The sequence below is a fragment of the Edaphobacter dinghuensis genome, assembly GCF_014640335.1.
Lineage (GTDB): Bacteria > Acidobacteriota > Terriglobia > Terriglobales > Acidobacteriaceae > Edaphobacter > Edaphobacter dinghuensis.
Window position 1 is genome coordinate 55,505 of sequence record NZ_BMGT01000003.1, and the last position, 26,990, is coordinate 82,494.

Below are 26,990 nucleotides of genomic sequence, written 5' to 3' on the forward strand. Positions count from 1 at the left end.
TTATCGATGAGCACGATTCCTATCACTCCCGACCCAGCCGACGAGCCTTGGGTATTACCTGACCGCGGAACGATCGGCATGGCCTGCCTGATCATTGCGGAGTCGGCGATCTTCGTCATCTTCGTGGTCGCGTACATCTTCTACATGGGGCAGGGCCTCGGTGGTCCCACGCCGAAGCAGGTGCTTGAGCTTCCTATCTTCACTACGATCTGCCTGCTTTCGAGCAGCTTGACGTTGCACTGGGCGGTGGTGGGGCTACGAAAGAGCAAGATTGGCGCATTCAATGCGTGGCTTGCGGCCACGGTAGTTCTTGGCGCTATCTTCCTTATCGGAACCGGCATGGAGTGGTATCACCTGATCTATGTCGATGGTCTGACGATCCAGACCAATCTCTTCGGCACGACGTTCTATTCGCTGGTTGGGCTGCATGCCACCCACGTCATCGTCGGCCTGCTGATGCTGATTGCCGCTTTGATCTTCGGACTGACCGGTCATGTCGATGAGAAGCATGCGCACCGTATGGACGTGCTTTCGCTCTATTGGCACTTCGTCGACGCGGTATGGGTCATTGTGTTCACAGTTGTGTATGTTCTCGGACGGTAAAGGTTTTGCATATCTTCAATAACGCTGGAAAGGCACTCGATGTCAGTCGCTGAATCGGAACACGGACAAGACCATAAGGGAGTGGTGAATCTACCTACGCCTACCTCGTGGCCCATCGTTCTCTCGCTCGGCATTACGCTGCTGCTGTCTGGACTTGTGACCAACTGGGTCATCAGCCTGCTCGGCGTTGTGTTGATGCTGATGTCGACGGTTGGCTGGTTCCGCCAGGTATTGCCGCACGAGCAGCACGTAGGCGTGCCTGTCACCACACGGGTCGAAACCATCACCTCACGCCGCACCAATGTCATCCGTATCCCTATCAGTGAAGACCATCGCCAGGTTCTGCCATATGAGACGTACACCATGATGGCCGGGGTAAAGGGCGGCATCGCTGGTGGTCTCGCCATGATTGTGCCGGCAACGCTTTACGGTCTCGTTCGCTATCACAGCATCTGGTACTCGATGAACCTGCTGGCGGCTGGCGGCTTTGTGAGTTGGGCCAATGCGAGCAACGCATTTCTAGCCGCCTTTCACCCAGAAGGACTCCTCGCAGCTCTGGCCATTCATATTGTGACCTCGCTGCTGGTAGGTCTGCTCTACGGCGCGATGCTTCCTATGTTTCCCTGGAAGCCGATCTTCACAGCAGGCTTCGCGGCTCCGTTTCTGTGGACGGGAATTCTCTACAGCGCCCTCGGGGTCATCAGCCCGATTCTCGATCAGCGTATCGATTGGCTCTGGTTCGTGGTCTCTCAGATTACGTTCGGTCTGGTGTGCGGCTTTGTCGTCAACCTTCAGGTACAGGTAAGAACCGAGCAGTTCCGCTCGCTACCGTTTACTCTCCGCGCGGGGCTCGAAGGTGCTCACAAGAGAGAAGGAGAGGACGAAGAATGAAAGTACAGACTCTCCTTTCCTGCGTAGTTGTTTCACTATTGACCTTTGCCAGCTTTGGCTGCAATAGCGCTCCGGGGCGTCCTAAGGCCGAGCCGGAGGTGCCGCGGCCCGAAGAGATTCACGACTTCGCTACGCTCTACAAGCAGAATTGCGCGGCCTGCCATGGCGAGAACGGTAAGCAGGGTATTGCTACCTCTCTGGCCAATCCCGAGTATTTGGCGCTTGCAGGTGAAGACACATTAATTCGCATTACGGCAAAGGGTATTCCCGGTACGCTGATGCCGCCGTTCGCTCAGAGCGCCGGAGGCATGTTGACCGACCAGCAGGTTCACGATCTGGTGGATGGCATGATACGTCAGTGGGGTAATTCTCAGGCGCTTGCGGGACAGTCTGCTCCGTCATATGCCGCAACCGGAACTGGCGATGTCCAACAGGGACAGCAGTCCTTTACTACCTATTGTGCAAGCTGCCATGGCCCTGATGGAACTGGATTGAAGGGAAAAAACGTCGGCGCGAACGCCAGCCGAGGTTCTATTGTCGATCCTTCTTATCTTGCGCTTGTGAGCGATCAAAATTTGCGCACGACCGCGATTGTGGGGCTACCGGGGCAGGGAATGCCTGATTGGCGCGGTGATGTTCTTTCCCATGCGATGACCGACAAGGATGTGACCGACATTGTGGCGTGGCTGGCTTCGCACCGGACGCAGTTTCCCGGTCAACAATATCCGGCGACAGCGCCTACAGCACAGCAACCGCAGTAACTGGCAATACGGAGACACAGATGAGCGAACAACATAGCGACCACGTTAGCGGTGGTTTGAGCCCGCAAGAGAATAAATTGCAGAGCGAGCCGAAGAACGGACTGAAAGACCACTCCCGTCGGGTCTTCCTCTTCAAGTTGTCTCTGCTGGTAAACGGCGCCGTCGGTGTCGTGCTTGCTGTGCCCATCGTGCGTTATCTGCTGGGGCCGGTGATTCAGAAGAAGAGCTCGTACCATTCCTGGATCACGTTGGGGAACGTTGACGATTTTCCTGAAGGTGAGACCAGGCTGGCTGACTACCGTAATCCATCGACCACGGAGTGGGATGGCGATACGGGTAAGGTAGCCTGCTGGGTGCGCAGGAAGTCGGGCAATGATTTTCAGGTCTTTGCGATTAATTGTGCTCATCTCGGATGCCCGGTGCGCTGGTTTTCAGAGTCGAAGCTCTTCCTCTGTCCCTGCCACGGTGGCGCTTACTACGAGGATGGATCGCGCGCTGCAGGACCGCCGGAGCGTGGCCTGTTCGAATACAAATACAGAATAGCCGGAGCCAAACTCATGATTAATGCGGGCGAATTGCCGACGCTTTCCACACCGGCCAGCGCGCAGAATGCCAACTTTGTTCCACTGGATAAAATCGGGCGTGCGACATGGCAGAGCTAAATAAAAAAGGTCTGCAAAAGGCCGGCATCGAAGTCTACGAGTGGTTCGAGCATCGTCTCGGCATTGTTAAGCCAGCCGTCGAAGCGGCAGTGCATCCGGTTCCAGCAAGTGCCGCGAGCTGGTGGTATGTCTTTGGCAGCGCCGCTACGGTGCTGTTCGTATTGCAGATCATGACCGGCATCATGCTGGCGCTGGTTTATACGCCGTCGGCAAATCACGCTTGGAGCAGCCTCCAGTTCCTTAACAACAATGTTGAGCTGGGCTGGTTTTTGCGCGCGCTGCATGGATGGGGCTCCGACTTCATGATCGCCATTGTGCTCATTCACATGGTGCAGGTCTTCATGTTCGGAGCATACAAATTTCCGCGTGAGCTAACGTGGATCATCGGCGTGTTTCTTCTGCTGCTGACCCTGGGCATGGCCTTCACCGGACAGGTGCTGCGCTTCGATCAGGACGCCTACTGGGGTCTCGGTATCGGCGCTTCGATCATGAGCCGGGTGCCTGTGATCGGCCCCTCTCTCGTGCACTTTCTGCTCGGCGCTCCTATTATCGGCAGCGCTACGCTCTCCCGCTTCTTTACCTTGCACGTCTTCGTTATCCCCGGCCTTCTACTGGCCGGTGTTGCCCTTCACCTGCTGATGGTGCTGCGACTTGGAATTAACGAGTGGCCGATGCCTGGCCGCATCGTTCGCAAAGCCACCTATGAGGCGGAGTACCACGAGCTCAACAAACGAGAGGGCATCGCTTTTGTACCCGATGGCGCATGGAAAGATGCTATCTTTGCCGCTGCGATCATTCTTTCAGTGATGGCATGCGCCTTCTTCTTCGGCCCGTTCGGTCCTACCGGTCAGCCCGATCCCACCATCATCCAGACAGCGCCTAAGCCGGATGGTCCGTTCCTCTGGCTCTTTGCTGTGCTCTCCTTGTTGCCGCCTGAGATGGAGACGCCGATCATCTTGGTCGCACCTGTGATCATTATCGGAGCGATGCTGTTACTGCCTCTCGTAGCAGGCGAAGGCGAAAAGCACTGGAGCCGTCGTCCGGTCGCCGTGCTAATGGTCTCGGTGATTGCTGTATCGCTCGGCGTCTTTACCCGTCTGGGCGTTACGACTCCATGGAGTCCCGTTATGAACGCCTGGAGCAGCGACATCGTTCCGCAAAAGTATATTCATGATCGAACTCCGCTGGAGCGCCAAGGTGCGTTGGTGTTTCAGGACAAGCAGTGCCGCAACTGCCATGAGGTTGGTGGTCAGGGCGGACAGCGTGGCCCGGAACTCGACTCAGTTGCCACTCGCCTGACGGAAGATCAACTGGTACGTCAGGTATTGCAGGGCGGTGGCAACATGCCTGCTTACGGCAACGCGCTTAGCCCAGCTGAGACTGCTGCTCTGGTTTCTTTTCTGGAGACGCTGAGAGGAAATAACCTGCAGCCCGCGCAAGATGCCTCTCGCGCTTTGACCGGGGAGAATCCTCCCAAGGCAACTGTTCCCGGCGAAGAGAGACCGTCCGGACAATCGCACCTGTCTAAAGAAGCGCCTACACAGGAGAAGTAATAGAGATGCCGTTGCATGGCCGCTGATATACAGTCGACCTTCGATTCATGGGAGCCGTCCTGGTTCCTCTCCACGATGGTAGTGCTTACTGCCATCGTGTACTTTCGAGGATGGCTGGCAATTCGCCGGACAAGGCCAACGCAATTTCCAACGTGGAGACTGTGGAGCTTTCTGTTTTCCATGGCGACGCTGTGGTTCGCTATCGGGTCGCCGATGGATGCGTTCGCCGATGCGATGCTTAGCGCGCATATGATCGAACATCTGTTGCTGATGTCGGTTGTGCCTCCGCTTGCGCTGCTAGGTAATCCGGTTGTGCCTCTGCTGCGAGGTCTGCCGCGACCGGTACTGCGCTATGTCGTTGGCCCCTTGCTGCGAAATCGTCCATTGCGAAGATTCACTCATTGGCTCACTCGACTCCGCGTTGCATGGCTTGTGATGAATCTGATCTTTCTGGCATGGCACGTGCCAGGCGCTTACGACTATGCGCTCGAACATGAGAACTGGCACATCTTCGAGCACATGTGCTTCCTATCCGCTTCGCTAATCTTTTGGTGGCCGATTGTTCGGCCGTGGCCTACCAGCAGCCGTTCCTATAGCTGGAAGATAATTCTCTATTTGTTGTCGGCGGATGTGGTTAACACCGGGCTCTCGGCATTCCTCGCTTTCTGCACGCGGCCTGTGTATCCGTACTATCTGGCGGAACCTAACCCATTCCATCTCACTGCGCTTGCCGATCAGGTGCTCGGTGCCGTGATTATGTGGGTCATGGGGTCGCTCTTTTTTCTGGTGCCTGCTATGTACATCACGCACAAGCTGATCAAGCCGGAACGTTCGCGCCCATCGTACAGCCAATACACCGCATAGCCTTCTAGCTCAAGACCGGCAGCACAGTTTTGTTCGAGTCTTCCGGTTGCGATTCTTCAAAATGTTTGCGAATTCGCTCAGCGGTGGCGGCGTTCACCACGGCAGCTAAGGCATCCGAACTTGCCTGCCTGATGCCGCGCACGCTACCAAAGTGTTCGAGCAATCGTTGTCGCGTTCTCGGCCCGACTCCCGGAATTGCCAGGAGCTCGCTGTCGCGGTCGCGCATCTCTCGCCGCTTGCGATGGTAGGTGACGGCGAATCGGTGGCTCTCATCGCGGATCTTCTGCATCAGGTGCAACACAGGCGAGCGGCGATCCAGTACGACCGGATCATTCTCCTGTCCGTAGACATAGATGACCTCTTCACGCTTTGCAATCGATGCGAGTGGTTGCAGCGTAACGCCAATCTCCTCCAGCGCGGCATAGGCTGCATGAAGCTGTCCAAGTCCGCCGTCAATCAGGATGAGCGATGGGAACGGCTTCTTATCTTCCTGCAGCCGCTTGTAGCGCCGCTGTATCACCTCGCGCATACTGGCAAAATCGTCGACGCCGCTCACCGTCTTCACTTGAAATTTGCGATAGTCGGACTTCTTCATGGCACCGTCTTCCCACACCACCATGGAAGCTACCGTCTCCGCGCCTTGAATGTGCGAGATATCGAAGCACTCGATCCGGTGCGGCAGTTCTTCAAGCGTCAGCGCGTCTTGCAATGCTTCCTGAATCGCCTTCATTCCCGGTTGCAATACGCGGAACCGCTGATCGTAGGATTGCTTCGCGTTTTGGCAGACCAGATCGACGAGCGACCGTTTTTCACCGCGTTGCGGTACCAGAATTTCGACGCGCTTTTTTGTGCGCTCCGACAACATCTCGCCAAGCACTATGCGATCGGCAAACTCGACCGGCACAAGAACCGATCGCGGCACATAATTCTGATCGAGGTAGAGCTGTTTTAGCAGAGCAGAGAAGAACACCGACGGATTGAATGCAGCGCCCAGCTCGGACACTGCTGTATGTTGCACGATCTCCGCGCCCTCGCCAATCTCCGGTGCAGTGACTGCTGGATCGGGTTCAATCCGCGGCAGCGTCTCGAGCTCATCCTTGTCCGTGTTGGGCTCATTTAAAGTCTCCGACAGAAACTCCGGCAGGTCTTCCCAGAAGAAATCACGTCGGTCGACGATCTTGCCGCCGCGCATATGAAAGAGATTCACCGCGAGCATCTCGTTCTCGTAGTGATAACCGAAGACGTCCGCATCCTCATTGTCGGTCGTCGCTATCCGCTGCTTGTCGTTCATCTGATGAACGGTCACGATCTGATCGCGCAGCCTACCGGCCAGCTCAAACTGTTCCGCCTCGGCTGCTTCCTGCATGCGCCGCGTCAGTGACCGTTCCAGCTCATCAGTTCGCCCTTCGAGAAAGAGCTGCACATCGCGGATGGTCTCTTTGTAGATCTCCGGTGTGGTCAAGCCTTCGACGCACGGCCCAAGACAGCGCTTGATGTAGTACTGCAGGCAGGCTCGCGGATGATAACGTGACAGATCCACCTTGCAACTGGGGATAAGAAAGCTGCGATGAATCAAATCCACCAAACGATAGGCCAGGTTGCCGGGAAAGTAAGGTCCGAAGTAAGCTGAGCCGTCCTTCTTCAATCTCCGGGTCACAAAGACCTTGGGATATCGCTCGTGGAGCGTCAGCTTGATGTAGGGATAGGTTTTGTCATCGCGCAGAAGAATATTGAATCGAGGCTTCTTCTGTTTGATGAGATTGTTTTCGAGCGCAAGTGCCTCGTGCTCGTTTGCGACAGTGATGTACTCCACGTCGACGGCTTCGCGCATCAGCGAGCCGGTCTTCGCATTTGCCTGGGTGGCCTCCAGAAAGTACGACCGTACCCGAGACCGCAGGTTCTTCGCCTTACCGACGTAGATCACATCGCCCTCGGCGTTCTTATAGAGGTAGCAGCCGGGCTGGGTGGGGATGGTCCGAATTTTCTGGTAGAGATCCATGGAATTTCAGCTTCGCGTCTCAGTGTAGACGCTCAAAGCCACGACGGCTTCCACACAGATCAACTCAGTAGATTTGACGCATCTTTGAATCAAAAGTTCCCGATTATGAATCTGCAACTTCATGCAGACACGCGAGTGGTTCTTGTAAGTAGTTGATCTATAGATATTTATAACTGCCCCGATTTGGCAGGTGAATTGCTTTGGTAACAGTGTTGAAGATTGTCATCAACATACAGGAGATGAAACCAATGAGCTCCAATATCAGATTAGATAGCACCGAAATGAAAATCAGATCTGCCTGCACCGTTTTTCTCGCCAGCGCATTCGTTGTTGCCTGCACCGTCGGGTGCTCCAGCAAGAACTATGTTCGCTCTCAAGCAGCCCCGATCATTCAACAGACCAACGAGCTCGACGCCAAGACCGCTGCGGATCATCGCAACATCGTCGATACCGATGAGCGCGCCCAAAAGGGTATTGCCGGAGCCCAGAGCGCTGCTGACACAGCCAACCAGCATGCGCTTGCTGCAGGTCAGGCTGCTGACACAGCAAATCAATCCGCACAGGAAGCCTATAACCACGTCGACAGTCTCACCGGTGTAGTTGCCAACCTCGATAACTACAAGTCGCTGTCGGACCTGGATGTCACCTTCCGCTTCGACAAGGCTACGCTGACCTCGTCGGACAAGAAGAAGCTCGACGACTTTGCTGCGAACCTCACCAGTGCACGCAGCTATATCCTTGCCGTCACCGGAGGCACCGACTCGACCGGGGATGCAAACTATAACTATCAGCTCAGTCAGCGTCGTGCAGACGCGGTTGTCAGCTACCTTGCTGCGAAGTACAACATTCCTCCGCACAAGTTCTACCTGATCGGTATCGGTAAAGATCAGGCAGTTGCCAGCAACCGGACTGCTGCAGGTCGTGCACAAAACCGTCGTGTCAACATCAAGCTGATGTCTAACATGAGCAATCAGCAGCCCGCCACAAGCGCGGCAGCAACTACGAATCCTAACGGTCAGTTGTAATAACAAGCGATTCGAAGCTAAAACTACCAACGGCGATGCGCTTGCACTCAAGCAGGCGCGTCGCCGTTTCTCCTTCATCGCCAAGGCATAAAGCATATGCCTGCGGCCGAGAAATTACCGGGAAATCGGGTAAAGTGAAGGCTATGGCAGAGCCCACTTCAGAAAGATCTGTTCCCGCTGCAGAGAATGGCGCAGAGACCATCGCCGAATCGATTGCCATCATGGCGCGTCTTCGCGGCCCCGGAGGTTGCCCATGGGACCGTGAGCAAACCTTCGACACCATCAAGCGCCACACGCTCGAAGAGACGTATGAGGTCTTCGATGCTATTGAGCGGCGAGCATGGCCGGACCTCAAAGACGAGCTCGGCGACCTGCTTTTGCAGGTACTCTTCTATGCCCAGATGGCTGCTGAAGCAGGCTACTTCACTATTGAAGATGTAGCTTCCAACCTGAACGCCAAACTCATCCGCCGTCACCCGCATATCTTCGGCGATGTCGAGGCCGCAGATTCCAACGCCGTGCTTCGTAATTGGGAACAGATCAAGCGCGAAGAAAAGGCAGAGAAAGCAGAGGTGCAGTCTTCACTGCTGGATGATATTCCACGCACGATGCCTGCGATGCTGGAAGCGTCGAAGCTGGGCTCGCGTGCCGCCAAGGTGGGCTTCGACTGGCCCAATGCAGACGGCCTCTTCGACAAGCTGCAAGAGGAGACGGCGGAGCTTCAGGCCGAGCTCTCCAATGGGCAGAGCTTTGCCTCTCCCGCAGCGGAAGAAGAGCTTGGCGATATGCTCTTCACTGTCGTCAATCTGGCGCGCCATCTTAAGATCGATCCCGAATCCGCTCTTCGCTCCTGCAACGCGAAGTTTCGACACCGCTTTGCCGCTATGGAATCGGCAGCGGGTGATGCGGACGTGCTGGCAGCGCTTACGCCGACGCAGCTAGAAGAGCTTTGGAGCCAGGCAAAGAACAAAGCACGACAGACATGAGTACAAGGCCCGGTCGTGATATTCGCGTTGCGCCGCTCACCACACTCGAAGAGTTCGAGCGCTGCGTTGTGTTGCAACTGGAGACGTGGGGCTACAGCGATGGCGACGTTGTTCCTCGCCGCATCTTCATGGTCGCGCAACATATTGGCGGCCAGGTGATCGGCGCCTTCGACGGAGACACAATCGTGGGCTTTGCCATGTCGCTGCCCGGTTTCCGCGATGACCATCCCTATCTCCACTCGCATATGCTTGCCGTCCTTCCCGCATATCGCAATGCAGGCCTGGGACGCCGCCTCAAACTCGCCCAGCGCGACGACGCGCTTGTCCGCGGCTTCGACCTGATGGAGTGGACCTTCGATCCGCTGGAGATTAAAAACGCTTATCTCAACATCGCTCGTCTTGGTGCCATTGTGCGCCGCTATCAGCCAGATTTCTATGGACCGTCGTCGTCGCCGTTGCAGGGAGGCCTGCCGACCGATAGGCTATACGCAGAGTGGTGGTTGCGCTCCCCGCGAGTAGATGGTCTGCTACGCGGAGAAATGCCGCCGCTCAACATTCTCGAACGCATTATTGTCCCGCATACCATCTACCAATGGAAGCAGGACGCTCAGCAACGGGACTTGGCACGGACGGTACAGAGCCAGAACAGGGCAGCGTTCCAGGCAGCGTTTCATAACGGGCTCGCCGTCATTGGCTACGAACGGGACAGGGACGATAATGGCGTATTTCTTCTCGGTCGGTGGGACGAACCTGCACGAATATGAAAGTTGCATAAGAGATTTATTCCGGCGGACTCTACCCCAGACGCTCTAAAGAACAGCCAAACCTCGAAAGACGGAAGAGACCATGCTCAAGATCGATGCCATTCATCTGCGCGAGATTAATATGCCATTGGCCCACCCGTTCGAGACCAGCTTCGGCCTCACAACGGGACGCCGCATCCTTCTGGTAGAGATCGAAGCCGAAGGCCTTACCGCCTGGGGAGAGTGCGTCGCTGGCGAGCACCCTTACTTCAGCGACGAGATGATCGACACCGCGTGGATCATCACCGAGACAGAGCTCGCGCCGCGACTGCTTGGTGTCGAGCTGCAAGGTGGCGGCAGTTGTCCCAGCCTATTCCGGCAGGTTCGTGGGCATCGCATGGCCAAGGCAGCGCTCGAGAATGCGGTATGGGATTTAGAGGCGCAGATTGAACAGGTTCCCCTGGCGCAGCTTCTCGGCGGCACGCGCTCTGTCATCGCTTGCGGAGTCTCCATCGGCATTCAACCATCCATCGAGCAGCTGATGGAAAAGATCGCCACTGAGATCGCGGCTGGGTATCAACGCATCAAACTCAAATGCAAGCATGATTGGGATACGCGAGTGTTTGAGGCCGTCCGTACCCGCTGGCCCGATATCACTTTAAGCTGTGACGCAAACTCTGCGTATCGCATGAAAGACTTTGATCACCTCAGCAGTTGGGATCAGTTCAATCTGCTTATGATTGAGCAGCCGCTCTGGTATGACGATTTCTACTTCCATTCCATGCTGCAAAAGCGTATTAAAACCGCCATTTGCCTTGACGAATCCATTCGTAACCGTCGCGATGCTCTCGCGGCAATCGAGATGCAATCGTGTCGCATCATCAATATTAAGGTTGGCCGGGTCGGAGGTTTCAGCGAGGCGATTGCCGTTCACAACGCTGCAGACGAGCGCGGTATCCCGGTCTGGTGCGGCGGCATGTTGGAGACCGGAATCGGCCGAGCGCACAATATTGCGCTCTCTTCGCTGCCTAACTTTTCTCTTCCCGGAGACGTCTCTGCCTCGAGCCGTTACTGGTCGGAGGATATCATTGAACCTGCAGTTACAGTTAGCAAAAAAGGCGAGATCGTTGTCCCAACCAATCCTGGCATAGGCTACGCTGTAAAGCGCGATTACATTGAATCTTTAACGGTCCGCCGTCAGACACTGCGAGCCAAGGCCCGGGTGCTTGCCTGAGAAGTAGTCAATAAGAAGGTTCGAACATTTACTTCTTTGGCAGCGGAGTATCGAGCAGCATTCGTATTGCATCCTGGTAGGGGATAGGCCCAGGCAGCGTCTGGAACGATCCTGCTTCAACATTGGTGTGAACGTGAATTGTCTTAACCATCAGGGCCCGTACGCTCACATCCTCTTGGAACTTCGTGAAGATCCACCGGTTGTTTCCAGCATTCTCCTGCTCCAGCACAAGATGCCCTCCAGGATAGATATGCGCCACCATTCCCCATCCGAAGTTGACGGCGCGAAAGATCGTCCCTTCCATGCGAACAACCTCATGGCTCTTGGCGTCGATCCACATGCGGCCCTCCAGCCCTGTCAGTGCCTGTGCGGGCGCGCTAGGAGGCGAGAACTTTGGATTGGGCTTATAGTCCAGCACGACTTCCGTCCCATTGTTTTTGCCCGTCTGCGGTTGTCCTGGCGTATAGGTGTAGATCATGGCATCCGGCATCAGGCGTATGAGCTGGTCGGCCAGCTTCCTGCCTTCGCCATCGTTCTTCACGTGCTTGAAATAATCTGATGGTGACGCGATCATGTTATTCAAACGCTGTCGCTCCGCCTTGTCCTCCTCCTCGGTCAAGGGGCGCCCGTCCCTCAGGATCAATCTTGCGATGGAGCCATCTTTGCTCTCGATGACATCCCGAACCTGATCGCCCTTCAGGTCGATGGTATGCATCCGGTAGCGTAGGTAGGAGTTCGGATGATGCAGGGCCCTCAACTCGTTTGCCGCTGCGTCTACGATCCACGAACGCGGAGCCTCAGCCGACAGACTTGCCGAGCTGTCCGGCTTGTTTGCAGGTACGCTCTGCGCAGTAGCGCACAATCCTGCCAGGCAGGTCGATAGCCCCAGGAATCCTGCCCTTATCCAGCGACCTTTCAGCAAGCGACCTCCTGGAATCTGCGGCTCCAGCGTATGAGATGAAATATTGTTACCACCGATCCGCGCATCGCTTGTTAAACCCTACCCTGACTCTATCTCTAGTTCGTTGCAGCCATTCAGACTGTCCTAGGTCAGACGTATAAAGCTACCGCAAAGTTTACTCGGTTTGCCTCATCACAGGCGCTTGGGTATAGTTCGGGCAAGACCTACTTGCAGCAAACAGCGCTACCAGGAGAGCAAAAACGAATGAAGCCAGCAGAAGGTTCCACCGTTATCGGTAAGTCAGTTGTGGTTCGCGGAGATATCTCCGGCCAGGAAGATCTCTATCTGGACTGTGACATCGAAGGCACTATTACCCTGTCTGAAAACCGATTGACCATCGGCCCCGATGCGCGCATCGTGGCTGATGTTACTGTGCGTGATCTCGTAGTCTTCGGCAAGCTTACCGGGAATGTCCATGCCTCTGGCCGCGTCGATCTGCGGCAATCGGCGACGTTGACAGGAGACATCGTTGCAGGCAGGCTCTCGATCGAAGAGAGTGCCATGCTTAAAGGGCGCGTAGAGCTGAAGTCTGGCCTGGGTCAGTCTGCATCGCAAACGGCGTCATCTCCTGCGGCGGAAACACCGGAAACTCTCGTTCTGCAGCCGAAGGCCTAAGAGAAAGGGAAGCGGACATACATGCGCAATCTCTTCAGCAGCGATAGCTCAGGCAGTGCCAAAGGCGCTGGCGGCAACCGCGTTCCCCGCCATTCCAGCGGATGGAAGGAGTTACTCAAGCACCTAAGCGCACAGGAATCGCTGCGCGTTCTCGATATCGGCCCCACGTCTTCCACCAATATCAACTACATTACCAGCCTTGGCCATAGTATCTATATGGCCAACCTGGTGGAAGAAGCTGCGAAACCGGAGTGGGTCGTCCCCGCGGAAGGGGACAAGCCCGCAGGCTTCAACGTAGAGAGCTTTCTTCAATCCAATCTCAATTTTTCAGGACGCATGTTCGACGTAGTAATCCTGTGGGACACAGCAGACTATCTGCCTGAGCCTCTGCTTGGCCCAGTATTTGCGCGGATACATGAGGTGCTGCAGCCTGGCGGCCTTATGCTTGCGTTCTTTCATGCGTCACAGGATGCAGAGACGTCTTTTAACCGCTATCACCTCACGGATACGGACGTTATCGAGATGCAGCGCGCTGGAAACTATCCGTTGCTCAACGTCTATAGCAATCGAAAGATTGAGAATATGTTGAGCGAATTTAGTAACTTCCGCTTCTTCCTCGCAAAAGACAGTCTGCGAGAAGTCATCATTACTCGCTAGAGATTCACTCATAAAAAGCGCAGGCACTGATAGATCAGTGCCTGCGCTTTTTATGTAAGCTTGATGAACTAGGCTTTGGCGTTCTGCTTGCGCCGCTCTGCCCAACGCTTTTTCATGGCATCTGCGATACGCTTACGACCCTCGGGGCTCAACTTGCGCTTGCGTGCTGTTGCCGTCTTTGCTGCTGTTGCTGCCTGGGCAACGGTCTTGCGCCCTTTGGGGCGTCCCGGTCCCTTGTTAGCCTGCTGTGTCGTTCCAGCGAGCAGTGCACGGGCCTGCTGTAGCTTCAATATCTGCGCGTCAATCTCAGCAATAATGCGACTTACTTCCACTTGTTACCTCCTGTGGGCATCGCTTGAATACAATCACTCATCCAGTGGCAACTATCAATCGAGTGGTTACAATGCCATCTCTGACGATACAGAAGTAGTTATTGGCTTGCAAATGGTTGTAAGTATTATTTTCATCGCTTCCTGAGATATCTAACTAGAAATATCTCTTATTGAGTAACAGTTGTCATGGCGCGCAGTGTGATTGCAATCGTATCTTCATCTTCTACCTCGGAACTATCGTGATGCCGAGATGCTAGACTTCATCTGCGATGCGACAAATCCCTCTGCGGCTCTGTTTGATGGCGGTACTCTCCGGGATCCTTCAGGTGCTGCCCTTTCCTATCGCAGGCCCCACGCCGCTCTGGCGAACTGCTTTCTGTTGGGTTGCGCTTCTTCCGCTTCTATGTGCACTCCTTGCGAATAACAAAGAAGGCAATCCACTCAGGCTTTATGAGGGAGCGATACTAGGCTATCTCTGCGGCTTTGTCTGGTATCTCGGTAACTGCTATTGGATCTACCAGACCATGTATCTCTATGGCGGTTTAGCCAAACCTATCGCTGCAGGTATTCTTGTCCTCTTCTGTCTGTATCTCGGTCTCTATCACGCACTCTTCGGGATGCTTGTTACGGCGTGCCGTCGTCTTGGACGCCAGCTAACGCTCGTTTTAATCCCATTCATCTGGGTTGCGGTAGAGCTCGCTCGAGCACGTATTACCGGTTTTCCATGGGACCAGTTGGGCGTTGCGCAGGTGGATAACTCACTCCTAGCTCACCTCGCACCTATCGCAGGCGTCTATGGACTGTCCTTTATTATCGTGGCAGTTAATGTTCTCTGGCTTATTTGTATTCGTGTTCGAGAGCGGCGATTTACGCGTCTGGCATTTACGGTCGGCGGAGTAGCAATCATCTTGTTGTACCTTGTGGCATTGCGTCATCTTCAGCCACCTGCTCATCTTGCGACGAGCGCCCGTGCCACATTGCTGCAGGAGAATCTTGCTGTCGGTTCAGAAAGAGTTGGTCCGGAACCATCTCTCGATGAACTTATCGACTCCTTTTCGCAACTTAGCCTCCATCCTCCTCGCAGTCGCTGCAATGGGATCCCCGAGCTTTCCTCGACTACCTGTATTGTCTTCGCATCTCCTCCGCAATCCGTTCAAGAGACCGCGCCGCCTACGCCGGCGAATCTTATCGTATGGCCTGAAGCGCCTGCGCCGTTTGCAGAGGAAGACCCGCGCTTTCGTCTCGGCATGTCTTCGCTTGCACGCGCCGCCAATGCGCCCGTCATCGTCGATGACTTAGGAACTACTCGCAGCTCCAATCCCACTGCCTCCAAGGTCTACGATCGATTCAACTCCGCCTCATTCCTTACACCGGACGGAGCCTTTGCTGGTCGCTACGACAAGATGCATCTCGTTCCCTTCGGCGAATATGTTCCCTTCAAATCTCTCTTCTTCTTCGCCGGAGACTTACTTGCCGAAGCAGGCGACTTATCGGCGGGCGCTCATCGTACCGTCTTCACCTACGATGGCCACAGTTACGGCACCTTCATCTGCTACGAGTCCACCTTTGCCGATGAGGTTCGTCTCTTTGTGCTTAAAGGGGCAGACGTACTTGTTAACATCTCCGACGATGGCTGGTATGGAGATACCAGCGCTCCCTGGCAACATCTAAACATGGTGCGCATGCGCGCAATCGAAAACCATCGCTGGGTCCTTCGCTCGACGAACACCGGCGTTACAGCTGTGATCGACCCCTACGGCCGCGTGACAGCCGCAGCACCTCGCCATATTCGCACCGCTCTCTACGCCGGCTTCGGCTATGAACACGACATCACTTTCTATACGAAGCACGGCGATCTCTTCGCTTATCTCTGCGCTCTCATCACAACGCTGGCATTCGTTTATAGCTTCAGGCGAAAAATAAACTAAACTTAAACCATATGTTGAGCGACTTAGAATTTACCTACAACCCAGTTCGCGACAAGGTTCGCGATCTGCGGGAGTATCTTTGACTCGGCCCGTTTGCGCCGTGAACTAACTGCCATCGAAGAAAAAACCGCTGACCCGGCTATCTGGGCCGATCCGGCGCGTTCGCAGCCACTGATGCGCGAACGGAAGCGCCTCGAAACCCTGCTCGCTGACGACGCTGAGTTAGCGCGTCGCTCCGACGATATCGAGGCTTACTTTGAGCTCGCCAAAGAAGGTGAAAATACAGAGCCTGATCTCGTTCGAGAGATTCCTCTGCTGATCGAATTTGCCGATCAGCTCGAATCGAAGACAATGCTCTCAGGCGAGTCCGACTCTCTCAACGCAATCGTCGTTGTCCATCCTGGCGCAGGTGGCACCGAGTCGCAGGATTGGGCCGAGATGCTCATGCGTATGTACATTCGCTGGGGAGAGCGCCAGAACTTCAAGGTCGAGATCAACGAAGTTCAGGACGGTGATGAAGCCGGCATCAAGTCCGCCACCTTCACCATCTCCGGCGACTTCGCCTTCGGTCTGCTTAGCGGAGAGACAGGCGTTCATCGGCTGGTCCGTATCTCGCCGTTCGACTCAGCCAAGCGCCGCCACACCAGCTTTGCCAGTGTCTTTGTCTCTCCTGAGATCGACGACACGATTGTCATCGACATCAAGCCCGACGATCTTCGTATCGACACGTATCGTTCCGGTGGCAAAGGTGGGCAACACGTTAATACGACCGACTCCGCCGTCCGCATCACGCACATTCCGACCGGCCTCGTCGCCGGATGTCAGAACGAGCGCTCTCAGCACAAGAACAAGGAGAAGGCCATGAAGCTTCTCCGTTCCCGCCTCTACGAGTACGAACTGGAAAAGAAAAAAGCGGTCAGCAAAAAACTGGAAGACTCTAAGCTCGACATCAAGTTCGGTTCGCAGATTCGCAGCTACGTCCTTCAGCCTTACCGCATGGCCAAAGACCTGCGCACCCGCGTAGAAGTAGGCGATGTCGACAAGGTTCTCGATGGCGACCTCGAGCCATTCATCCGTGGTTATCTGCGGATGAGGCGCGAGGGCAACTTCCCTGCAGAGATTGCAGACGACGATCTCTAGGGATCATTTAGTCAATCTAGTTGTTTCTTCCATTTTTTGATTTGCTCGTGCTGGGGAGAGAGTATCTCTCCAGCCAAATCTTTCCCTCTGACAAATAATCTCCTGATCCGACTCACGGCCCGGCAGCATCCAAAGAAAGCAGAGGAGTAGAGGCCCATGATGAAGTCCAGCGCTAAATCGCACTCCACCGCCGATCAGCACGAGCCACTGCGCAAAGAGCTTGCTGCGCTCCTTCAAGGCGGGCAGGCCCACGTTACGTTCGACGACGCGGTGAAAGACTTTCCCGCAGAACTGCGCGGTAAGGTGCCGGAAAACCTTCCTTACTCCGCCTGGCAGTTGCTCGAGCACCTGCGCATCGCCCAGCGCGACATCCTCGACTTCAGCTCGCCGCCTACCGGCGGCTACCAGCCGCTCGAATGGCCCGAGGCCTATTGGCCGAAGTCCCCCGAGCCGCCGTCCGCACAGGCATGGAATCACGCCATCGCTGCCATTCGTAAAGATCGCGAGCACTTCGAGTCGCTCATCATGAAGCCCGAAGCCTATCTCTTCAAGCCCTTCCGCTGGGGCAACGGCCAGAACCTTCTGCGCGAAGCCCTTCTCATCGCCGACCATGCTGCCTACCATCTCGGCGAACTCATCGTCCTTCGTCGCCTATTGGGAATCTGGCACAAATAAGAGAGGCGAAATGAACGAACCTTCCCTCATTCACGCTCTGCTCTCCCAGCCTTGCACCATAGCCGTCGTAGGACTATCTGCTGATCCTGGCAAGCCCAGTCACTACGTCCCTGCCTATATGCAGCAGCATGGCTATCGGATTCTGCCTGTGAATCCGGTTGTGGACACGGTTCTTGGTGAGACCTCTTATCCCACTCTCACCGCGCTGCCGGTCAAACCCGATATCGTGAACGTCTTCCGCCTGCCGAAGTTCATTCCGGCCATCGTCGAGGAGATGATCCAACTCGGTCTTCCCAATCTCTGGGTTCAGTCAGGCATTATTAACCACGAAGCAGCCGCCAAAGCCGAGACCGCCGGTATTCGCGTCGTCATGGACCGCTGCATCATGGTGGAGCACCGCAGAACCACCCTGTAATCTATCCATCTTTTTGAGAAAAATCTGCCCCAGCAGACGTCTAATGAGCATCAACGACAGGCTCCAATCGGCGTCTGTGCTGCAAAAAGTCTTGTAACCCCCGCATTCCAGCTAGCGTCCTACAATCAATTCAAATGAAAACTCGCTCCTTGTTCGCCGCGGTCTGCTTTCTCTTTCTTCTTACGACCGCCCATGCGCAATTCCAGACAGTAGGCGACGGTGGCCCTGGCCCTGTAAAGGCTCAACATCTGACGGTTCAGCTTGTCTCAGCGTCGCCCGCCATCACTCCGGGTGGCACCCTGCAAGCTGGCCTCGCCTTCACGCTCGATCCCCATTGGCATGTCTACTGGGTTAATGCTGGAGATGCCGGCGAGCCGCCAAAGATCACCTGGACCCTCCCCACAGGCATTACCGCTGGAGATTTGCAATTTCCTATTCCGAGCCGTCTCCCTAACGAACCCCTGATGGACTTCGGCTATGAGAATTCTGTAACGTTTCCCATCCTGTTTACCGCCGAGAAGTCACTAAAAACGGGAAAGATTCACCTCGATGCCAAAGTGAGCTGGCTCGTCTGCGCCAGGGTCTGCATCCCCGGCAGAGCTCATCTTGGCCTCGACCTCAACGTCACTCCCGGAGCTACCCCGACCCAGCCCACCGGAGCGCTGGCCGATGCCATCCATCTGCTTCCCCAGCCCCCGCCAGCAGACGCCAAACTCACCGTCATGGGCGGCAAATCCTACTTTGTCCTGACCCTCATCACCGGTCACAAAGAGACTACCGCCGAGTTTTATCCCTTCGATCAGAACCAGATCGTCAACGCCGCTCCGCAAACCGTGGAACCTCTTTCCAATGGAGTTAGGCTCCGCATCCAGCGCGCCCCGGACCTCACGACACTACCCGCTCAACTCCACGGACTGATAAAGCTCAGCTCCACAAAGGCTTACGACTTTACCGCACCAATTACACCGGGCGAAGTCGCACCCGCTGCCGGAACCAAACCTGCGGGTAACGCCAGCGGCCTCACCACCATCACCGCAATCGGCCTCGCATTCCTCGGCGGCATCATACTCAACCTGATGCCTTGTGTCTTTCCGGTCCTCTTCCTCAAAGGTCTCGCACTGGTGCAGTCCTCCAGCGAAGAACGCAGCCGCCTGCGCAGCCACGGCCTCATCTACACGCTTGGCATCCTTGTCTCGTTCTGGATCATCGTCGCCGTCTTGCTAGGACTTCGAGCGGGTGGAGCCCAAGCCGGATGGGGCTTCCAGCTTCAATCTCCGGTCTTTATCGCCGTACTTTCACTCGGCCTCTTCTTCTTTGCTCTTTCACTGGCCGGTCAGTTCGAGCTTGGACTGTCGCTCACGAGCGTCGGTGGAGAGCTGGCTCAGAAGCAGGGATTTGCGGGTAGCTTCTTTACCGGAGTGCTGGCCACCATTGTGGCTACACCCTGCACCGCCCCCCTGATGGGAGCGGCCATAGGCTTTGCGCTCGCCCAGCCCGCAGGAATCACCTTCGCCGTCTTCACGGCGCTCGGTCTCGGTCTCGCAACGCCTTACCTGCTGCTCAGCTTCCAGCCTGCGTGGACGCGCATTCTGCCCCGGCCCGGCCAATGGATGGAGACGCTCAAGCAGCTTACGGCAGTTCCGCTCTTTCTTACAGCTATCTGGCTGGCATGGCTCTTCGGACGTCTCTATAGCCCGGCCAGCTCGCTGGATCATATGGCTTATCTGCTTATCGGCTTCCTGCTGGTGGCGATTGCCGGATGGACGCTGGCACGCTGGCCTGCGCGCTGGGGTTCAGCCATCGCCGCAGTGGTTCTTGGAGCGCTCGCCGTCGCTATGTCGCTTTATTCTCCAAAGGACACCACGCTGGTCTGGCAGCCGTACTCGCAACAGGCTCTCGATCAGGCCCGTGCAGCAGGACATCCTGTCTTCATCGACTTTACGGCTGCCTGGTGCCTGAGCTGCCAGGTCAACGAGCGGCTGGTGCTGCGTTCGGCTGATGTGCAGCATGAATTAGCGGAACACAAGCTCACGCTCTTAAGGGCAGACTGGACACAGTACGACCCGGAGATCACGAAGGAGTTGGCATCGCTGAATCGCAGCGGTGTGCCTACCTACGTCATCTATCCGGCCAACCAAAACGCTCCGGCTGATGTTCTGCCGGAGCTTCTAACCAAGGACCTTGTGCTCGCAGCGATCGACCGTGATGCCCATTAGGATTTTTTGAGGGCAACGTGTGCGGCGCGCACATCTGAGGCAGTGAACACAGAGAGGAACGGCGCTCCTGCCGCCGCAGCCTCGATGTGGGCGCGGCCACCCTGTTCGCGGTCTACCAGGCAGAGTACCCCGGCGACAGTCATGCCCGCCTCCCGGGCGGCTTCGATAGCGGTGATGGTGCTGCCCCCGGTGGTGCAAACGTCATCGACGATGACGACCTGCGCTCCTGGTTTGAGAAAGCCTTCGATGCGGCGTCCCGTGCCGTGAGCCTTCTCAGCCTTGCGAACGAGAAACCCGTGGATAACGGTCGGTGGGTCCGATCCAGTCTCGAGCTCAAGTTCGCTCGAGAGCTCGAGTATCTCTGCATGATCGGCCACTGCCCAGGCGCTGGCGCTGGCCGTGTTCGAGACCAGGGGATCGGCGCCCATGGTCAACCCGCCTACGGCCTCTGCCTGCGGAATGTGCTCGCGAATGAGGTCGTAGAAGACGAGGCCAGAGAGGCGTCCGCCCTCGGCGTGCAGGGTGGTGGTGCGGCAGTCGATGTAGTAATCCGACTTCTGGCCGCTGGCGAGGGTAAAGTCGCCCAGCTTGAAGGAGAGGGTGGCGATCAGATTGAGCAGGTCGGTGCGGGGATCGTTTGGCATGGTCTCTTTGATTGTAGCCGCCGACCCCAAAGCAGGCGCGAGGATAACCTCGCCACGCTATGATGTTTTCGAACTTTCCATCGAATTTTAAATTGCGTGAAACAGGAGACACCATGCACTACGGGAAAAGAGCGGGCTCTGCGCTGTTAAAGGTCCTTGTGTTGACGCTCTGTGTCGCGGCGCTCCCTCTGGCGATGGCGCAGAAAATACCACCACATAAGCATGCAGTCGTCCTATTTAACGGCTCCAACCTTAAAAATTTTGACACGTTTATCGAAGGCAAAGGGCTGAACTCCGATCCCGACCATGTATTTCAGGTAGAGAATGGCGTGATCCACGTCTCCGGAAAAACGATGGGCTACATCATCACGAAGAAGGAGTATCAAAACTTCTATCTGCGTGCCGAATTTAAGTGGGGAGAGGGCACCTTCGGAAGCCGCGCCGGTCAGGCTCGCGATAGCGGCATCCTCTACAACGTGCAGGGCGAGCAAAAGGTCTGGCCGCGGTCGATCGAGTTCCAGATCACCGAGGGCGGTACGGGAGATTTCTGGATGACCGACGGTGCGGCCTTGACGGGCAAAGACGGCATGCGAGTCACCGGACCGCCGGGGAAGGCGATGAAGATCGATCGCTTCGGCAAAGGCCCTTGGCAGAATGTCACTGGATATCGCGACCCGGTAGGCGAGGTGGAAAAACCTCATGGCGAATGGAATGTGCTGGAGCTGGTGACACAGGGGAATGATGTGAAGCAATACGTCAACGGGAAGCTTGTGAATGAAGGGACCGACCCCTCACCCACAAGCGGTAAGATCCTGTTTCAGTCCGAAGGCGCAGAGGTCTATTTCCGCAACATGAAGCTCTACCCATTGAAATAGAGCAATCTCTCAATCGGCTACTTTGCGATGCGATCGAGATGGCGGTAGCCGCCGGTGACGATGAATAGTGCGATAAACACCGACAGGTTATAGCAGGCATGAACCAGCGCTGAACAGGCTACCGACTGGGTCCGGATGCGGACGAGGGTAAGGACAAGCGAGACGCAGAAGAGGACAACAAGTGCTCCCCAGGCGTGTGCCAGTTGCTCTGCGTGAAGCAAAGCAAAAAGAACACTGCTCACAATAGCGGAGAAGAGCAGGCCCGCAGCGCTCAGGTTGGTTGTGGTCTGCCAGCGCTGCAACGCCACAGGAGTGCGCGGTAAGCTAAGCCAGTCGTAGGCTATGGCGAAGGCAGGCAGAAGGAAGCCACGGAAGCAGATCTCCTCGAACAAAGGTGCAAGCAGAGTTCCGAATAACGTGACGATCCACACGTCAGAGGGAGTGTGGAAGAAGTTGTCCATGGGGATGGACTTGGGCATCGGAATGAGGCTGGAGATGGCCTGTACGGTCCAGCCCAGAACCAGGCCAAGGCCGATGAGCTTAAGCACATTGCGGCGTGCGGGGGCGAAGTTCCACTGCAATCCCTCAGGAAAAGAACGATGCCAGAGAAGAGGGAAGAAGAACCACGACACCAGCAGTGTGGTCACGTAAGTGATGGCCATGGCGGCGATGAGCAGTTTGGGTTGCTGGGTAGCCGCAGCAATCTTCTGTGCGTTGTGGAGCGTAAAGAAACCCAGCAGCGTTGCCTGCGACATCAGTAGAACGAGGCCGGCAAAAGCGATGAAGAGAACAGCATGGCCCAGATGAGGAATGCGTCGCGGCGTGTAGTCCGACGAGGTGTTCGGTGTGTCCGGGAGAAACATCGTTGTCTCGTCCTCGGCACCAGTAGGACGAAACGATGGGATGGCGGGCGCGGGAGCCTCGGGTGAGGGGTTGTCGCCGAAGGACGAAGTGTTGAGTGGAAGTTCGCTCATGCTTTTTTAGCGCGGGTCGCTGCCTTGGATTTAGTTGCCTTCTTCGGTTTGGCTTTTGAGGTGCCTTTTGGCTCCGGCTTTGCTGCACCTGGTGAGGGTACTCCGGTTTTCTTCGGCGGAACGATGAATTTCCCGCGCGCATCTTTTTTACGATCCGGTGCAGCCACGATATTGAGCGGCTGCGGCCCAGCATGGCTGGTTCCATTGCGGCTGGCAAGGGCCTGTGGCGACAGGTTGTAATGTCGGGCGAGGAAGTTGCCGGTATGCGATTCGGCGACGGTAGCCACCTGCTCCGGTGTGCCATGGGCGATGATGCGTCCGCCGCCTTCGCCACCCTCGGGGCCGAGGTCGAGAATGTAGTCCGCGTTGCGGATGATGTCGAGATTGTGCTCGATGATGATGACGGTGTTGCCAAGATCGGTCAGGCGATGGAGCACTTCGAGCAGCTTGCGAACGTCGTCGAAGTGCAGGCCGGTGGTGGGCTCGTCGAGCAGGTAGAGAGTGCGTCCGGTCTGACGTTTGCTGAGTTCTCTTGCCAGCTTCATCCGCTGGGCTTCGCCGCCTGAGAGCGTCGTGGCCGACTGACCGAGATGGATATAGCCGAGGCCGACATCGACCAGTGTCTGCAGCTTTACGTTAACCGCCGGAATGTCCTTGAGGATGGGAAGGGCGTCCTCAATCGACAGGTCCAGCAGGTCCGCGATGCTGTAGCCGTTGAACTTGACTGTGAGCGTCTCCTGATTGTAACGCCGACCGTTACATACCTCGCAAAGGACATAGACGTCGGGCAGGAAGTTCATCTCGATGCGACGCTGGCCTTCGCCCTGGCATGCTTCGCAGCGGCCGCCCTGCACGTTGAAGCTGAAGCGGCCGGGCTTGTAGCCGCGTTCGCGCGATTCGGGGAGCATGGCGAAGAGATCGCGCATGGCGGAGAACACGCCGGTATAGGTCGCCGGATTCGAACGCGGGGTACGGCCTATCGGAGACTGATCAATCTGGATGACCTTGTCGAGCTGGTCGATGCCGACGACGCGGCCATGCTGTCCGGGTTCTTCGCGGCTGCCGTAGAGATTCTTTGCCAATGCGCGATACAAAATGTCATTGACGAGCGTGGATTTTCCTGAGCCGCTAACACCGGTGATGACCGTCATGACACCGAGAGGGAAGTGGGCAGTAACGTTTTTCAGATTGTGTGAGTGGGCGTTTTCGACTGTGATCCAGTTGCCGGTCAGCGCACGTGGCTCCTCACGCGCAACAATCTCAATCTTCCCGGCCAGATATTGCCCGGTGATCGACGCCGGGTTGTCCATGATCTGTTGCGGAGTGCCGTCGGCGATCAGATGGCCGCCGTTCTTGCCCGCTCCGGGTCCGAGGTCGAGCACGTAGTCGGCCTTGCGGATGGTGTCTTCGTCGTGCTCGACGACAAGGACGGTGTTGCCGAGGTTGCGTAGATTCTCGAGTGCGTTGATCAGGCGTTGGTTGTCGCGCTGGTGCAGGCCGATGCTGGGCTCGTCGAGGACGTAAAGCACGCCGCGCAGACGGGAACCGATCTGCGTAGCCAGACGGATGCGCTGGCCTTCGCCGCCGGAAAGCGTAGCGGCGCTGCGGTCGAGCGCAAGATAGCTGAGACCAACGGCATTGAGGAACTCGAGGCGCTCGATGATCTCGCGCTGCAGCCGGTCGGCGATGATGCGGTCGCGCCCGGTGAAGTGCATCTTGCGCGCATGTTCAAGCGCCCGCTCTAGCGACAATCCGGTAAAGTCGGCGATGGACGCGCCATTGATAGTAACCGCGAGCGATTCCGGGCGCAGACGCTTGCCGTGGCAGCGCGGACAAAGGGTCGCGGACATGTACTGCATCATGTACTCGCGATAGCCCTCGGATTTGGTGTCTTCGAGGTTGCGGCGCAGGTAGTCGAAGATGCCGTGGAAGCCGGTGCGGCTGGCCTCGGCCTTTGGCGGCCCATAGAGGAAGAGGTTCTGCTGCTCGGTGGTGAGGTCTTCGAAGGGCTGCTTGAGGTTGATCTTGTACTTGTCGGCGGCGAGTTTGATCAGGCGCAGAAGATATGCGGAGCCGCTTCCCGGTCCCATTGCGCCGTCGAGCAGAGGCTTCGACCAGTCGGTGATGGTCTTGGCCGGGTCGAAGTCGTAGATGCTGCCCAGGCCGTGGCACTCGGGGCAGGCGCCATAGTTTGAGTTGAAAGAAAAGCTGCGTGGCTCCAGCCGGGGCACGTTGATGCCGCAGTCCGGGCAGGCCATCGACGAGGAGTAGAGCGTCTCCTCCATCCCTTGAATGCCGATAAGAACGAGGCCCTTGGCCATCTGCAAAGCCTTGAGAACGCTGGTCTCGAGCCGGCGAGTGTCGAATTTCGTCTCGCCGGGGAGATGCTTCAGAATGATGCGGTCAACGACAGCTTCGATGGTGTGGTTCTTGCGCTTTTCCAGGCGCATTCCCTCGGTCAGTTCGACCATCTCGCCGTCGATGCGGACGCGAAACCCTTGGCGATCAAGGTCTTCCAGCTCTTCGCGGAACTCGCCCTTGCGCCCGCGAACAATGGGGGCATAGACGGTGATGCGCTCGCCGGGAGAGAGCGCCGCAATCCGCTCGACGATCTGCTCTGCCGATTGGCGGGTGATGGGGCGGTGGCAGTTAGGGCAGTGCGGCTGGCCAACCGAGGCGTAGAGCAGGCGAAGATAGTCGTAGATCTCGGTGATGGTGCCGACGGTGGAGCGAGGGCTGCGGCTGGTGGTCTTCTGCTCGATAGAGATTGCGGGGGAGAGGCCGTCGATGGCGTCGACATCGGGCCGCTCCATCTGGTCTAAGAATTGGCGGGCATAGGCCGATAAAGTCTCTACGTAGCGGCGCTGACCTTCTGCGTAGATGGTGTCGAAGGCAAGGGAGGATTTGCCGGAGCCGGAGAGGCCGGTGACAACGGTAAGCGTGTTGCGCGGAATGCTGACGTTGACGTTGCGCAGGTTATGCTGGCGCGCTCCGCGGACTGTAATGTGCGTGATACCCATGGATGATTGTGGCCGTGGCAGGCCAAGTCTCTAGGATACGGCATTTGTGGTCGAGGCGGGAGTGGGCGGGTGGCAACCCGAAATGGGAAAGATGTATCCGAAACAGCAACAGGGGTTGTTTCCCGCTTATTGTAATTGCTGCCAGATTTGTAACAATAGCAACGTTGAACGATTGCTGTGGCGTGTCTTGGCTCGCGGTCAGGGTTTGAATCAGGAGTAATTTGTGTATTCGTCGATTATGTTGATCTGTGCAGTGCTGGCCTCCCTGGCATCTGGCGTTCTGGCAGCTTATGGTATTTGCATCGCGATGTTCAATATCTTCCGCATCCATGCGCGGCAGGTAGCGGTCAAATCGGCTCGCGGAGTAGCGTCGGCAAGGGTAGTTCAGGGCTGACTTTTCAAGTCCCCCGAAGGATAGAAGGAATCCCCCGAGTCGTTAGTCCAGGGAATCCCAGCCAATCTCTATTGGTACTTTGATGATTTCTTTCCTATAAATTCTGCTTATTTCTATCTACTGCGGATTCGATTGCTGCTGCTGTTGTTGCTGGCGCATGTGTTCCAGTTGCTCGAAGATCTGCTGCGGTGTCTTTACCGCGTTCGGAGACCGGGTCGGCTCTGCGGCTGTGGGAACACCGTGCGGATTGGTCTCGGGCTGCGGCGTGATGGGGTATTGCTGCCGCGGAGGCAACGGGTCTTCGCTGTAGGCATTGGGGTTGGGTGGAGTGGGGCCGCCCTGGCGAGGGGTCAGGATAAGTTCAGCGGGAGTGGCTGCAGTGGCGTGTAAGAGCAGAATATTGGTGCCTGTCCCGTCGAGCAGGTCGCTGAGAACCTTGGATGGAGCTGCCGGGCCGTACTGACCGAAGACACGCTCGTCGGTTACCCCTCCGGTGATCTTCATTCCTGTCTCGCGGGCGACATCGCGGAGAATCTGATTGAGGCTGGAGTTGCTGGCGGCGACAGTGAGCTGCCCGTTGGAATAGGTCACCTGGGCGGGCTGCTGCGGCGGAGGTGCGGGCGCGGCAGTTTGGGTCTGCGCCTGCATCGTTATGGCGAAGGCGAAGACGCCGGTGAAGATCCATCGAATTTTTGCGAAAGCTTGCATCGATTTATAGGACGAACCTGGGCGGATGAGGTCACTGTTGCCTTATGGCCGTCGGCAATCAGTCTATCGCGTGAGACTGAGCTTGTGAGGGGCCTCTATCGAATGGGTTGGTTGT

At 56.6% G+C, this 26,990-nt stretch carries 26 protein-coding genes; 19 read left to right on the forward strand and 7 right to left on the reverse strand.

Features of this window, described 5'->3' with window-relative positions:
* Window positions 1–6 precede the first annotated feature (6 nt).
* The 6 genes from IEW09_RS12035 to IEW09_RS12060 are packed head-to-tail and all read left to right on the forward strand — an operon-like array spanning window position 7 to window position 5,334.
* A complete protein-coding gene (locus tag IEW09_RS12035; protein WP_188554483.1) occupies window positions 7–603 on the forward strand; it encodes a cytochrome c oxidase subunit 3 in 597 nt (198 codons plus the stop codon).
* A 39-nt stretch (window positions 604–642) separates the two neighbouring features.
* Window positions 643–1,494, forward strand: coding sequence for a hypothetical protein (locus IEW09_RS12040; protein ID WP_188554484.1), 852 nt, complete (start codon window positions 643–645; stop codon window positions 1,492–1,494).
* Window positions 1,491–2,255 (forward strand): c-type cytochrome, encoded by a 765-nt coding sequence (locus IEW09_RS12045; protein ID WP_188554485.1) that lies wholly within the window; start codon window positions 1,491–1,493, stop codon window positions 2,253–2,255. Before IEW09_RS12040 ends, IEW09_RS12045 begins: the two co-directional genes overlap by 4 nt.
* A 20-nt stretch (window positions 2,256–2,275) precedes the next feature.
* Entirely contained in the window at window positions 2,276–2,917 is a 642-nt protein-coding gene (locus IEW09_RS12050) for a QcrA and Rieske domain-containing protein (protein WP_188554486.1), read from the forward strand.
* Window positions 2,905–4,470, forward strand: a complete 1,566-nt coding sequence (locus IEW09_RS12055) for a cytochrome b N-terminal domain-containing protein (RefSeq protein WP_188554487.1) — start codon at window positions 2,905–2,907, stop codon at window positions 4,468–4,470. The genes IEW09_RS12050 and IEW09_RS12055 overlap by 13 nt, the downstream gene beginning before the upstream one ends.
* A gap of 15 nt (window positions 4,471–4,485) precedes the next feature.
* Complete coding sequence (locus IEW09_RS12060; protein ID WP_188554488.1) at window positions 4,486–5,334, forward strand: cytochrome c oxidase assembly protein; 849 nt, start codon at window positions 4,486–4,488, stop codon at window positions 5,332–5,334.
* 4 nt (window positions 5,335–5,338) lie between these two features.
* Here the strand turns inward: IEW09_RS12060 and uvrC are convergent, their stop codons facing one another.
* Window positions 5,339–7,333, reverse strand: a complete 1,995-nt coding sequence (gene uvrC / locus IEW09_RS12065; RefSeq protein ID WP_188554489.1) for an excinuclease ABC subunit UvrC — start codon at window positions 7,331–7,333, stop codon at window positions 5,339–5,341.
* A 281-nt stretch (window positions 7,334–7,614) separates the two neighbouring features.
* Between uvrC and IEW09_RS12070 the strand changes: the two genes are divergently transcribed.
* From IEW09_RS12070 to menC, 4 genes are all read left to right on the forward strand, one after another.
* A complete protein-coding gene (locus IEW09_RS12070) occupies window positions 7,615–8,358 on the forward strand; it encodes an OmpA family protein (protein WP_188554490.1) in 744 nt (247 codons plus the stop codon).
* Between the two features lie 143 nt (window positions 8,359–8,501).
* A complete protein-coding gene (gene mazG, locus IEW09_RS12075) occupies window positions 8,502–9,344 on the forward strand; it encodes a nucleoside triphosphate pyrophosphohydrolase (RefSeq protein ID WP_188554491.1) in 843 nt (280 codons plus the stop codon).
* The gene (locus tag IEW09_RS12080; protein WP_188554492.1) at window positions 9,341–10,108 is read left to right on the forward strand and encodes a GNAT family N-acetyltransferase; all 768 of its coding nucleotides are present in this window, start codon (window positions 9,341–9,343) and stop codon (window positions 10,106–10,108) included. Before mazG ends, IEW09_RS12080 begins: the two co-directional genes overlap by 4 nt.
* A gap of 82 nt (window positions 10,109–10,190) precedes the next feature.
* Window positions 10,191–11,321 (forward strand): o-succinylbenzoate synthase, encoded by a 1,131-nt coding sequence (menC, locus tag IEW09_RS12085; RefSeq protein WP_188554493.1) that lies wholly within the window; start codon window positions 10,191–10,193, stop codon window positions 11,319–11,321.
* 28 nt (window positions 11,322–11,349) lie between these two features.
* Here the strand turns inward: menC and IEW09_RS12090 are convergent, their stop codons facing one another.
* Window positions 11,350–12,243 (reverse strand): hypothetical protein, encoded by an 894-nt coding sequence (locus IEW09_RS12090; protein WP_188554494.1) that lies wholly within the window; start codon window positions 12,241–12,243, stop codon window positions 11,350–11,352.
* 243 nt (window positions 12,244–12,486) lie between these two features.
* Here IEW09_RS12090 and IEW09_RS12095 point away from each other — a divergent pair, with 243 nt between their 5' ends.
* Together IEW09_RS12095 and IEW09_RS12100 are read left to right on the forward strand one after the other, a co-directional pair.
* On the forward strand, window positions 12,487–12,897 hold the full coding sequence (locus IEW09_RS12095) for a bactofilin family protein (RefSeq protein WP_188554495.1): 411 nt from the start codon (window positions 12,487–12,489) through the stop codon (window positions 12,895–12,897).
* Between the two features lie 21 nt (window positions 12,898–12,918).
* Window positions 12,919–13,554: a class I SAM-dependent methyltransferase gene (locus tag IEW09_RS12100; protein ID WP_188554496.1), complete on the forward strand. Its 636-nt coding sequence runs from the start codon at window positions 12,919–12,921 to the stop codon at window positions 13,552–13,554.
* 68 nt (window positions 13,555–13,622) lie between these two features.
* Here the strand turns inward: IEW09_RS12100 and IEW09_RS12105 are convergent, their stop codons facing one another.
* On the reverse strand, window positions 13,623–13,886 hold the full coding sequence (locus IEW09_RS12105) for a hypothetical protein (protein WP_188554497.1): 264 nt from the start codon (window positions 13,884–13,886) through the stop codon (window positions 13,623–13,625).
* A 269-nt stretch (window positions 13,887–14,155) separates the two neighbouring features.
* Here IEW09_RS12105 and lnt point away from each other — a divergent pair, with 269 nt between their 5' ends.
* The 5 genes from lnt (at window position 14,156) to IEW09_RS12130 (ending at window position 20,260) form a co-directional block, all read left to right on the forward strand.
* Window positions 14,156–15,814 carry an apolipoprotein N-acyltransferase gene (gene lnt, locus IEW09_RS12110; RefSeq protein ID WP_229739272.1) on the forward strand — a complete coding sequence of 553 codons (1,659 nt, stop codon included), beginning with the start codon at window positions 14,156–14,158 and terminating at the stop codon, window positions 15,812–15,814.
* Between the two features lie 11 nt (window positions 15,815–15,825).
* Window positions 15,826–16,954, forward strand: a protein-coding gene (gene prfB, locus IEW09_RS12115) for a peptide chain release factor 2 (RefSeq protein ID WP_229739273.1) whose coding sequence is annotated in 2 segments (ribosomal slippage) — window positions 15,826–15,894 and window positions 15,896–16,954 — 1,128 coding nt in all. Because the reading frame shifts where the segments join, the coding sequence is not laid out codon by codon here.
* Between the two features lie 156 nt (window positions 16,955–17,110).
* The gene (locus IEW09_RS12120; RefSeq protein ID WP_229739274.1) at window positions 17,111–17,629 is read left to right on the forward strand and encodes a DinB family protein; all 519 of its coding nucleotides are present in this window, start codon (window positions 17,111–17,113) and stop codon (window positions 17,627–17,629) included.
* A 10-nt stretch (window positions 17,630–17,639) separates the two neighbouring features.
* Window positions 17,640–18,044 (forward strand): CoA-binding protein, encoded by a 405-nt coding sequence (locus tag IEW09_RS12125; RefSeq protein ID WP_188554498.1) that lies wholly within the window; start codon window positions 17,640–17,642, stop codon window positions 18,042–18,044.
* A gap of 134 nt (window positions 18,045–18,178) precedes the next feature.
* Entirely contained in the window at window positions 18,179–20,260 is a 2,082-nt protein-coding gene (locus IEW09_RS12130; RefSeq protein ID WP_188554499.1) for a protein-disulfide reductase DsbD family protein, read from the forward strand.
* On the opposite strand, the gene pyrE is transcribed toward IEW09_RS12130, so the two are convergent.
* Window positions 20,257–20,904, reverse strand: a complete 648-nt coding sequence (gene pyrE / locus IEW09_RS12135; protein WP_188554500.1) for an orotate phosphoribosyltransferase — start codon at window positions 20,902–20,904, stop codon at window positions 20,257–20,259. The genes IEW09_RS12130 and pyrE overlap by 4 nt on opposite strands.
* Before the next feature lie 113 nt (window positions 20,905–21,017).
* Here pyrE and IEW09_RS12140 point away from each other — a divergent pair, with 113 nt between their 5' ends.
* Window positions 21,018–21,779 (forward strand): 3-keto-disaccharide hydrolase, encoded by a 762-nt coding sequence (locus IEW09_RS12140; RefSeq protein ID WP_188554501.1) that lies wholly within the window; start codon window positions 21,018–21,020, stop codon window positions 21,777–21,779.
* 17 nt (window positions 21,780–21,796) lie between these two features.
* Here the strand turns inward: IEW09_RS12140 and IEW09_RS12145 are convergent, their stop codons facing one another.
* Entirely contained in the window at window positions 21,797–22,753 is a 957-nt protein-coding gene (locus tag IEW09_RS12145; protein ID WP_188554502.1) for a CPBP family intramembrane glutamic endopeptidase, read from the reverse strand.
* Entirely contained in the window at window positions 22,750–25,773 is a 3,024-nt protein-coding gene (uvrA, locus tag IEW09_RS12150) for an excinuclease ABC subunit UvrA (RefSeq protein ID WP_188554503.1), read from the reverse strand. The genes IEW09_RS12145 and uvrA overlap by 4 nt, the downstream gene beginning before the upstream one ends.
* 223 nt (window positions 25,774–25,996) lie before the next feature.
* Here uvrA and IEW09_RS12155 point away from each other — a divergent pair, with 223 nt between their 5' ends.
* A complete protein-coding gene (locus tag IEW09_RS12155; RefSeq protein WP_188555320.1) occupies window positions 25,997–26,167 on the forward strand; it encodes a hypothetical protein in 171 nt (56 codons plus the stop codon).
* A 117-nt stretch (window positions 26,168–26,284) separates the two neighbouring features.
* Here IEW09_RS12155 and IEW09_RS12160 read toward each other — a convergent pair whose 3' ends face one another.
* Entirely contained in the window at window positions 26,285–26,875 is a 591-nt protein-coding gene (locus tag IEW09_RS12160; protein WP_188554504.1) for a hypothetical protein, read from the reverse strand.
* Between the last annotated feature and the right edge of the window lie 115 nt (window positions 26,876–26,990).

Bases quoted from the DNA above. Each gene is read 5' to 3' on its own strand.
- IEW09_RS12035 (WP_188554483.1), top strand. From the start codon at position 7: ATGAGCACGATTCCTATCACTCCCGACCCAGCCGACGAGCCTTGGGTA.
- IEW09_RS12040 (WP_188554484.1), top strand. From the start codon at position 643: ATGTCAGTCGCTGAATCGGAACACGGACAAGACCATAAGGGAGTGGTG.
- IEW09_RS12045 (WP_188554485.1), top strand. From the start codon at position 1,491: ATGAAAGTACAGACTCTCCTTTCCTGCGTAGTTGTTTCACTATTGACC.
- IEW09_RS12050 (WP_188554486.1), top strand. From the start codon at position 2,276: ATGAGCGAACAACATAGCGACCACGTTAGCGGTGGTTTGAGCCCGCAA.
- IEW09_RS12055 (WP_188554487.1), top strand. From the start codon at position 2,905: ATGGCAGAGCTAAATAAAAAAGGTCTGCAAAAGGCCGGCATCGAAGTC.
- IEW09_RS12060 (WP_188554488.1), top strand. From the start codon at position 4,486: ATGGCCGCTGATATACAGTCGACCTTCGATTCATGGGAGCCGTCCTGG.
- uvrC (WP_188554489.1), bottom strand. From the start codon at position 7,333: ATGGATCTCTACCAGAAAATTCGGACCATCCCCACCCAGCCCGGCTGC.
- IEW09_RS12070 (WP_188554490.1), top strand. From the start codon at position 7,615: ATGAAAATCAGATCTGCCTGCACCGTTTTTCTCGCCAGCGCATTCGTT.
- mazG (WP_188554491.1), top strand. From the start codon at position 8,502: ATGGCAGAGCCCACTTCAGAAAGATCTGTTCCCGCTGCAGAGAATGGC.
- IEW09_RS12080 (WP_188554492.1), top strand. From the start codon at position 9,341: ATGAGTACAAGGCCCGGTCGTGATATTCGCGTTGCGCCGCTCACCACA.
- menC (WP_188554493.1), top strand. From the start codon at position 10,191: ATGCTCAAGATCGATGCCATTCATCTGCGCGAGATTAATATGCCATTG.
- IEW09_RS12095 (WP_188554495.1), top strand. From the start codon at position 12,487: ATGAAGCCAGCAGAAGGTTCCACCGTTATCGGTAAGTCAGTTGTGGTT.
- IEW09_RS12100 (WP_188554496.1), top strand. From the start codon at position 12,919: ATGCGCAATCTCTTCAGCAGCGATAGCTCAGGCAGTGCCAAAGGCGCT.
- lnt (WP_229739272.1), top strand. From the start codon at position 14,156: ATGCGACAAATCCCTCTGCGGCTCTGTTTGATGGCGGTACTCTCCGGG.
- IEW09_RS12120 (WP_229739274.1), top strand. From the start codon at position 17,111: ATGATGAAGTCCAGCGCTAAATCGCACTCCACCGCCGATCAGCACGAG.
- IEW09_RS12125 (WP_188554498.1), top strand. From the start codon at position 17,640: ATGAACGAACCTTCCCTCATTCACGCTCTGCTCTCCCAGCCTTGCACC.
- IEW09_RS12130 (WP_188554499.1), top strand. From the start codon at position 18,179: ATGAAAACTCGCTCCTTGTTCGCCGCGGTCTGCTTTCTCTTTCTTCTT.
- pyrE (WP_188554500.1), bottom strand. From the start codon at position 20,904: ATGCCAAACGATCCCCGCACCGACCTGCTCAATCTGATCGCCACCCTC.
- IEW09_RS12140 (WP_188554501.1), top strand. From the start codon at position 21,018: ATGCACTACGGGAAAAGAGCGGGCTCTGCGCTGTTAAAGGTCCTTGTG.
- IEW09_RS12145 (WP_188554502.1), bottom strand. From the start codon at position 22,753: ATGAGCGAACTTCCACTCAACACTTCGTCCTTCGGCGACAACCCCTCA.
- uvrA (WP_188554503.1), bottom strand. From the start codon at position 25,773: ATGGGTATCACGCACATTACAGTCCGCGGAGCGCGCCAGCATAACCTG.
- IEW09_RS12160 (WP_188554504.1), bottom strand. From the start codon at position 26,875: ATGCAAGCTTTCGCAAAAATTCGATGGATCTTCACCGGCGTCTTCGCC.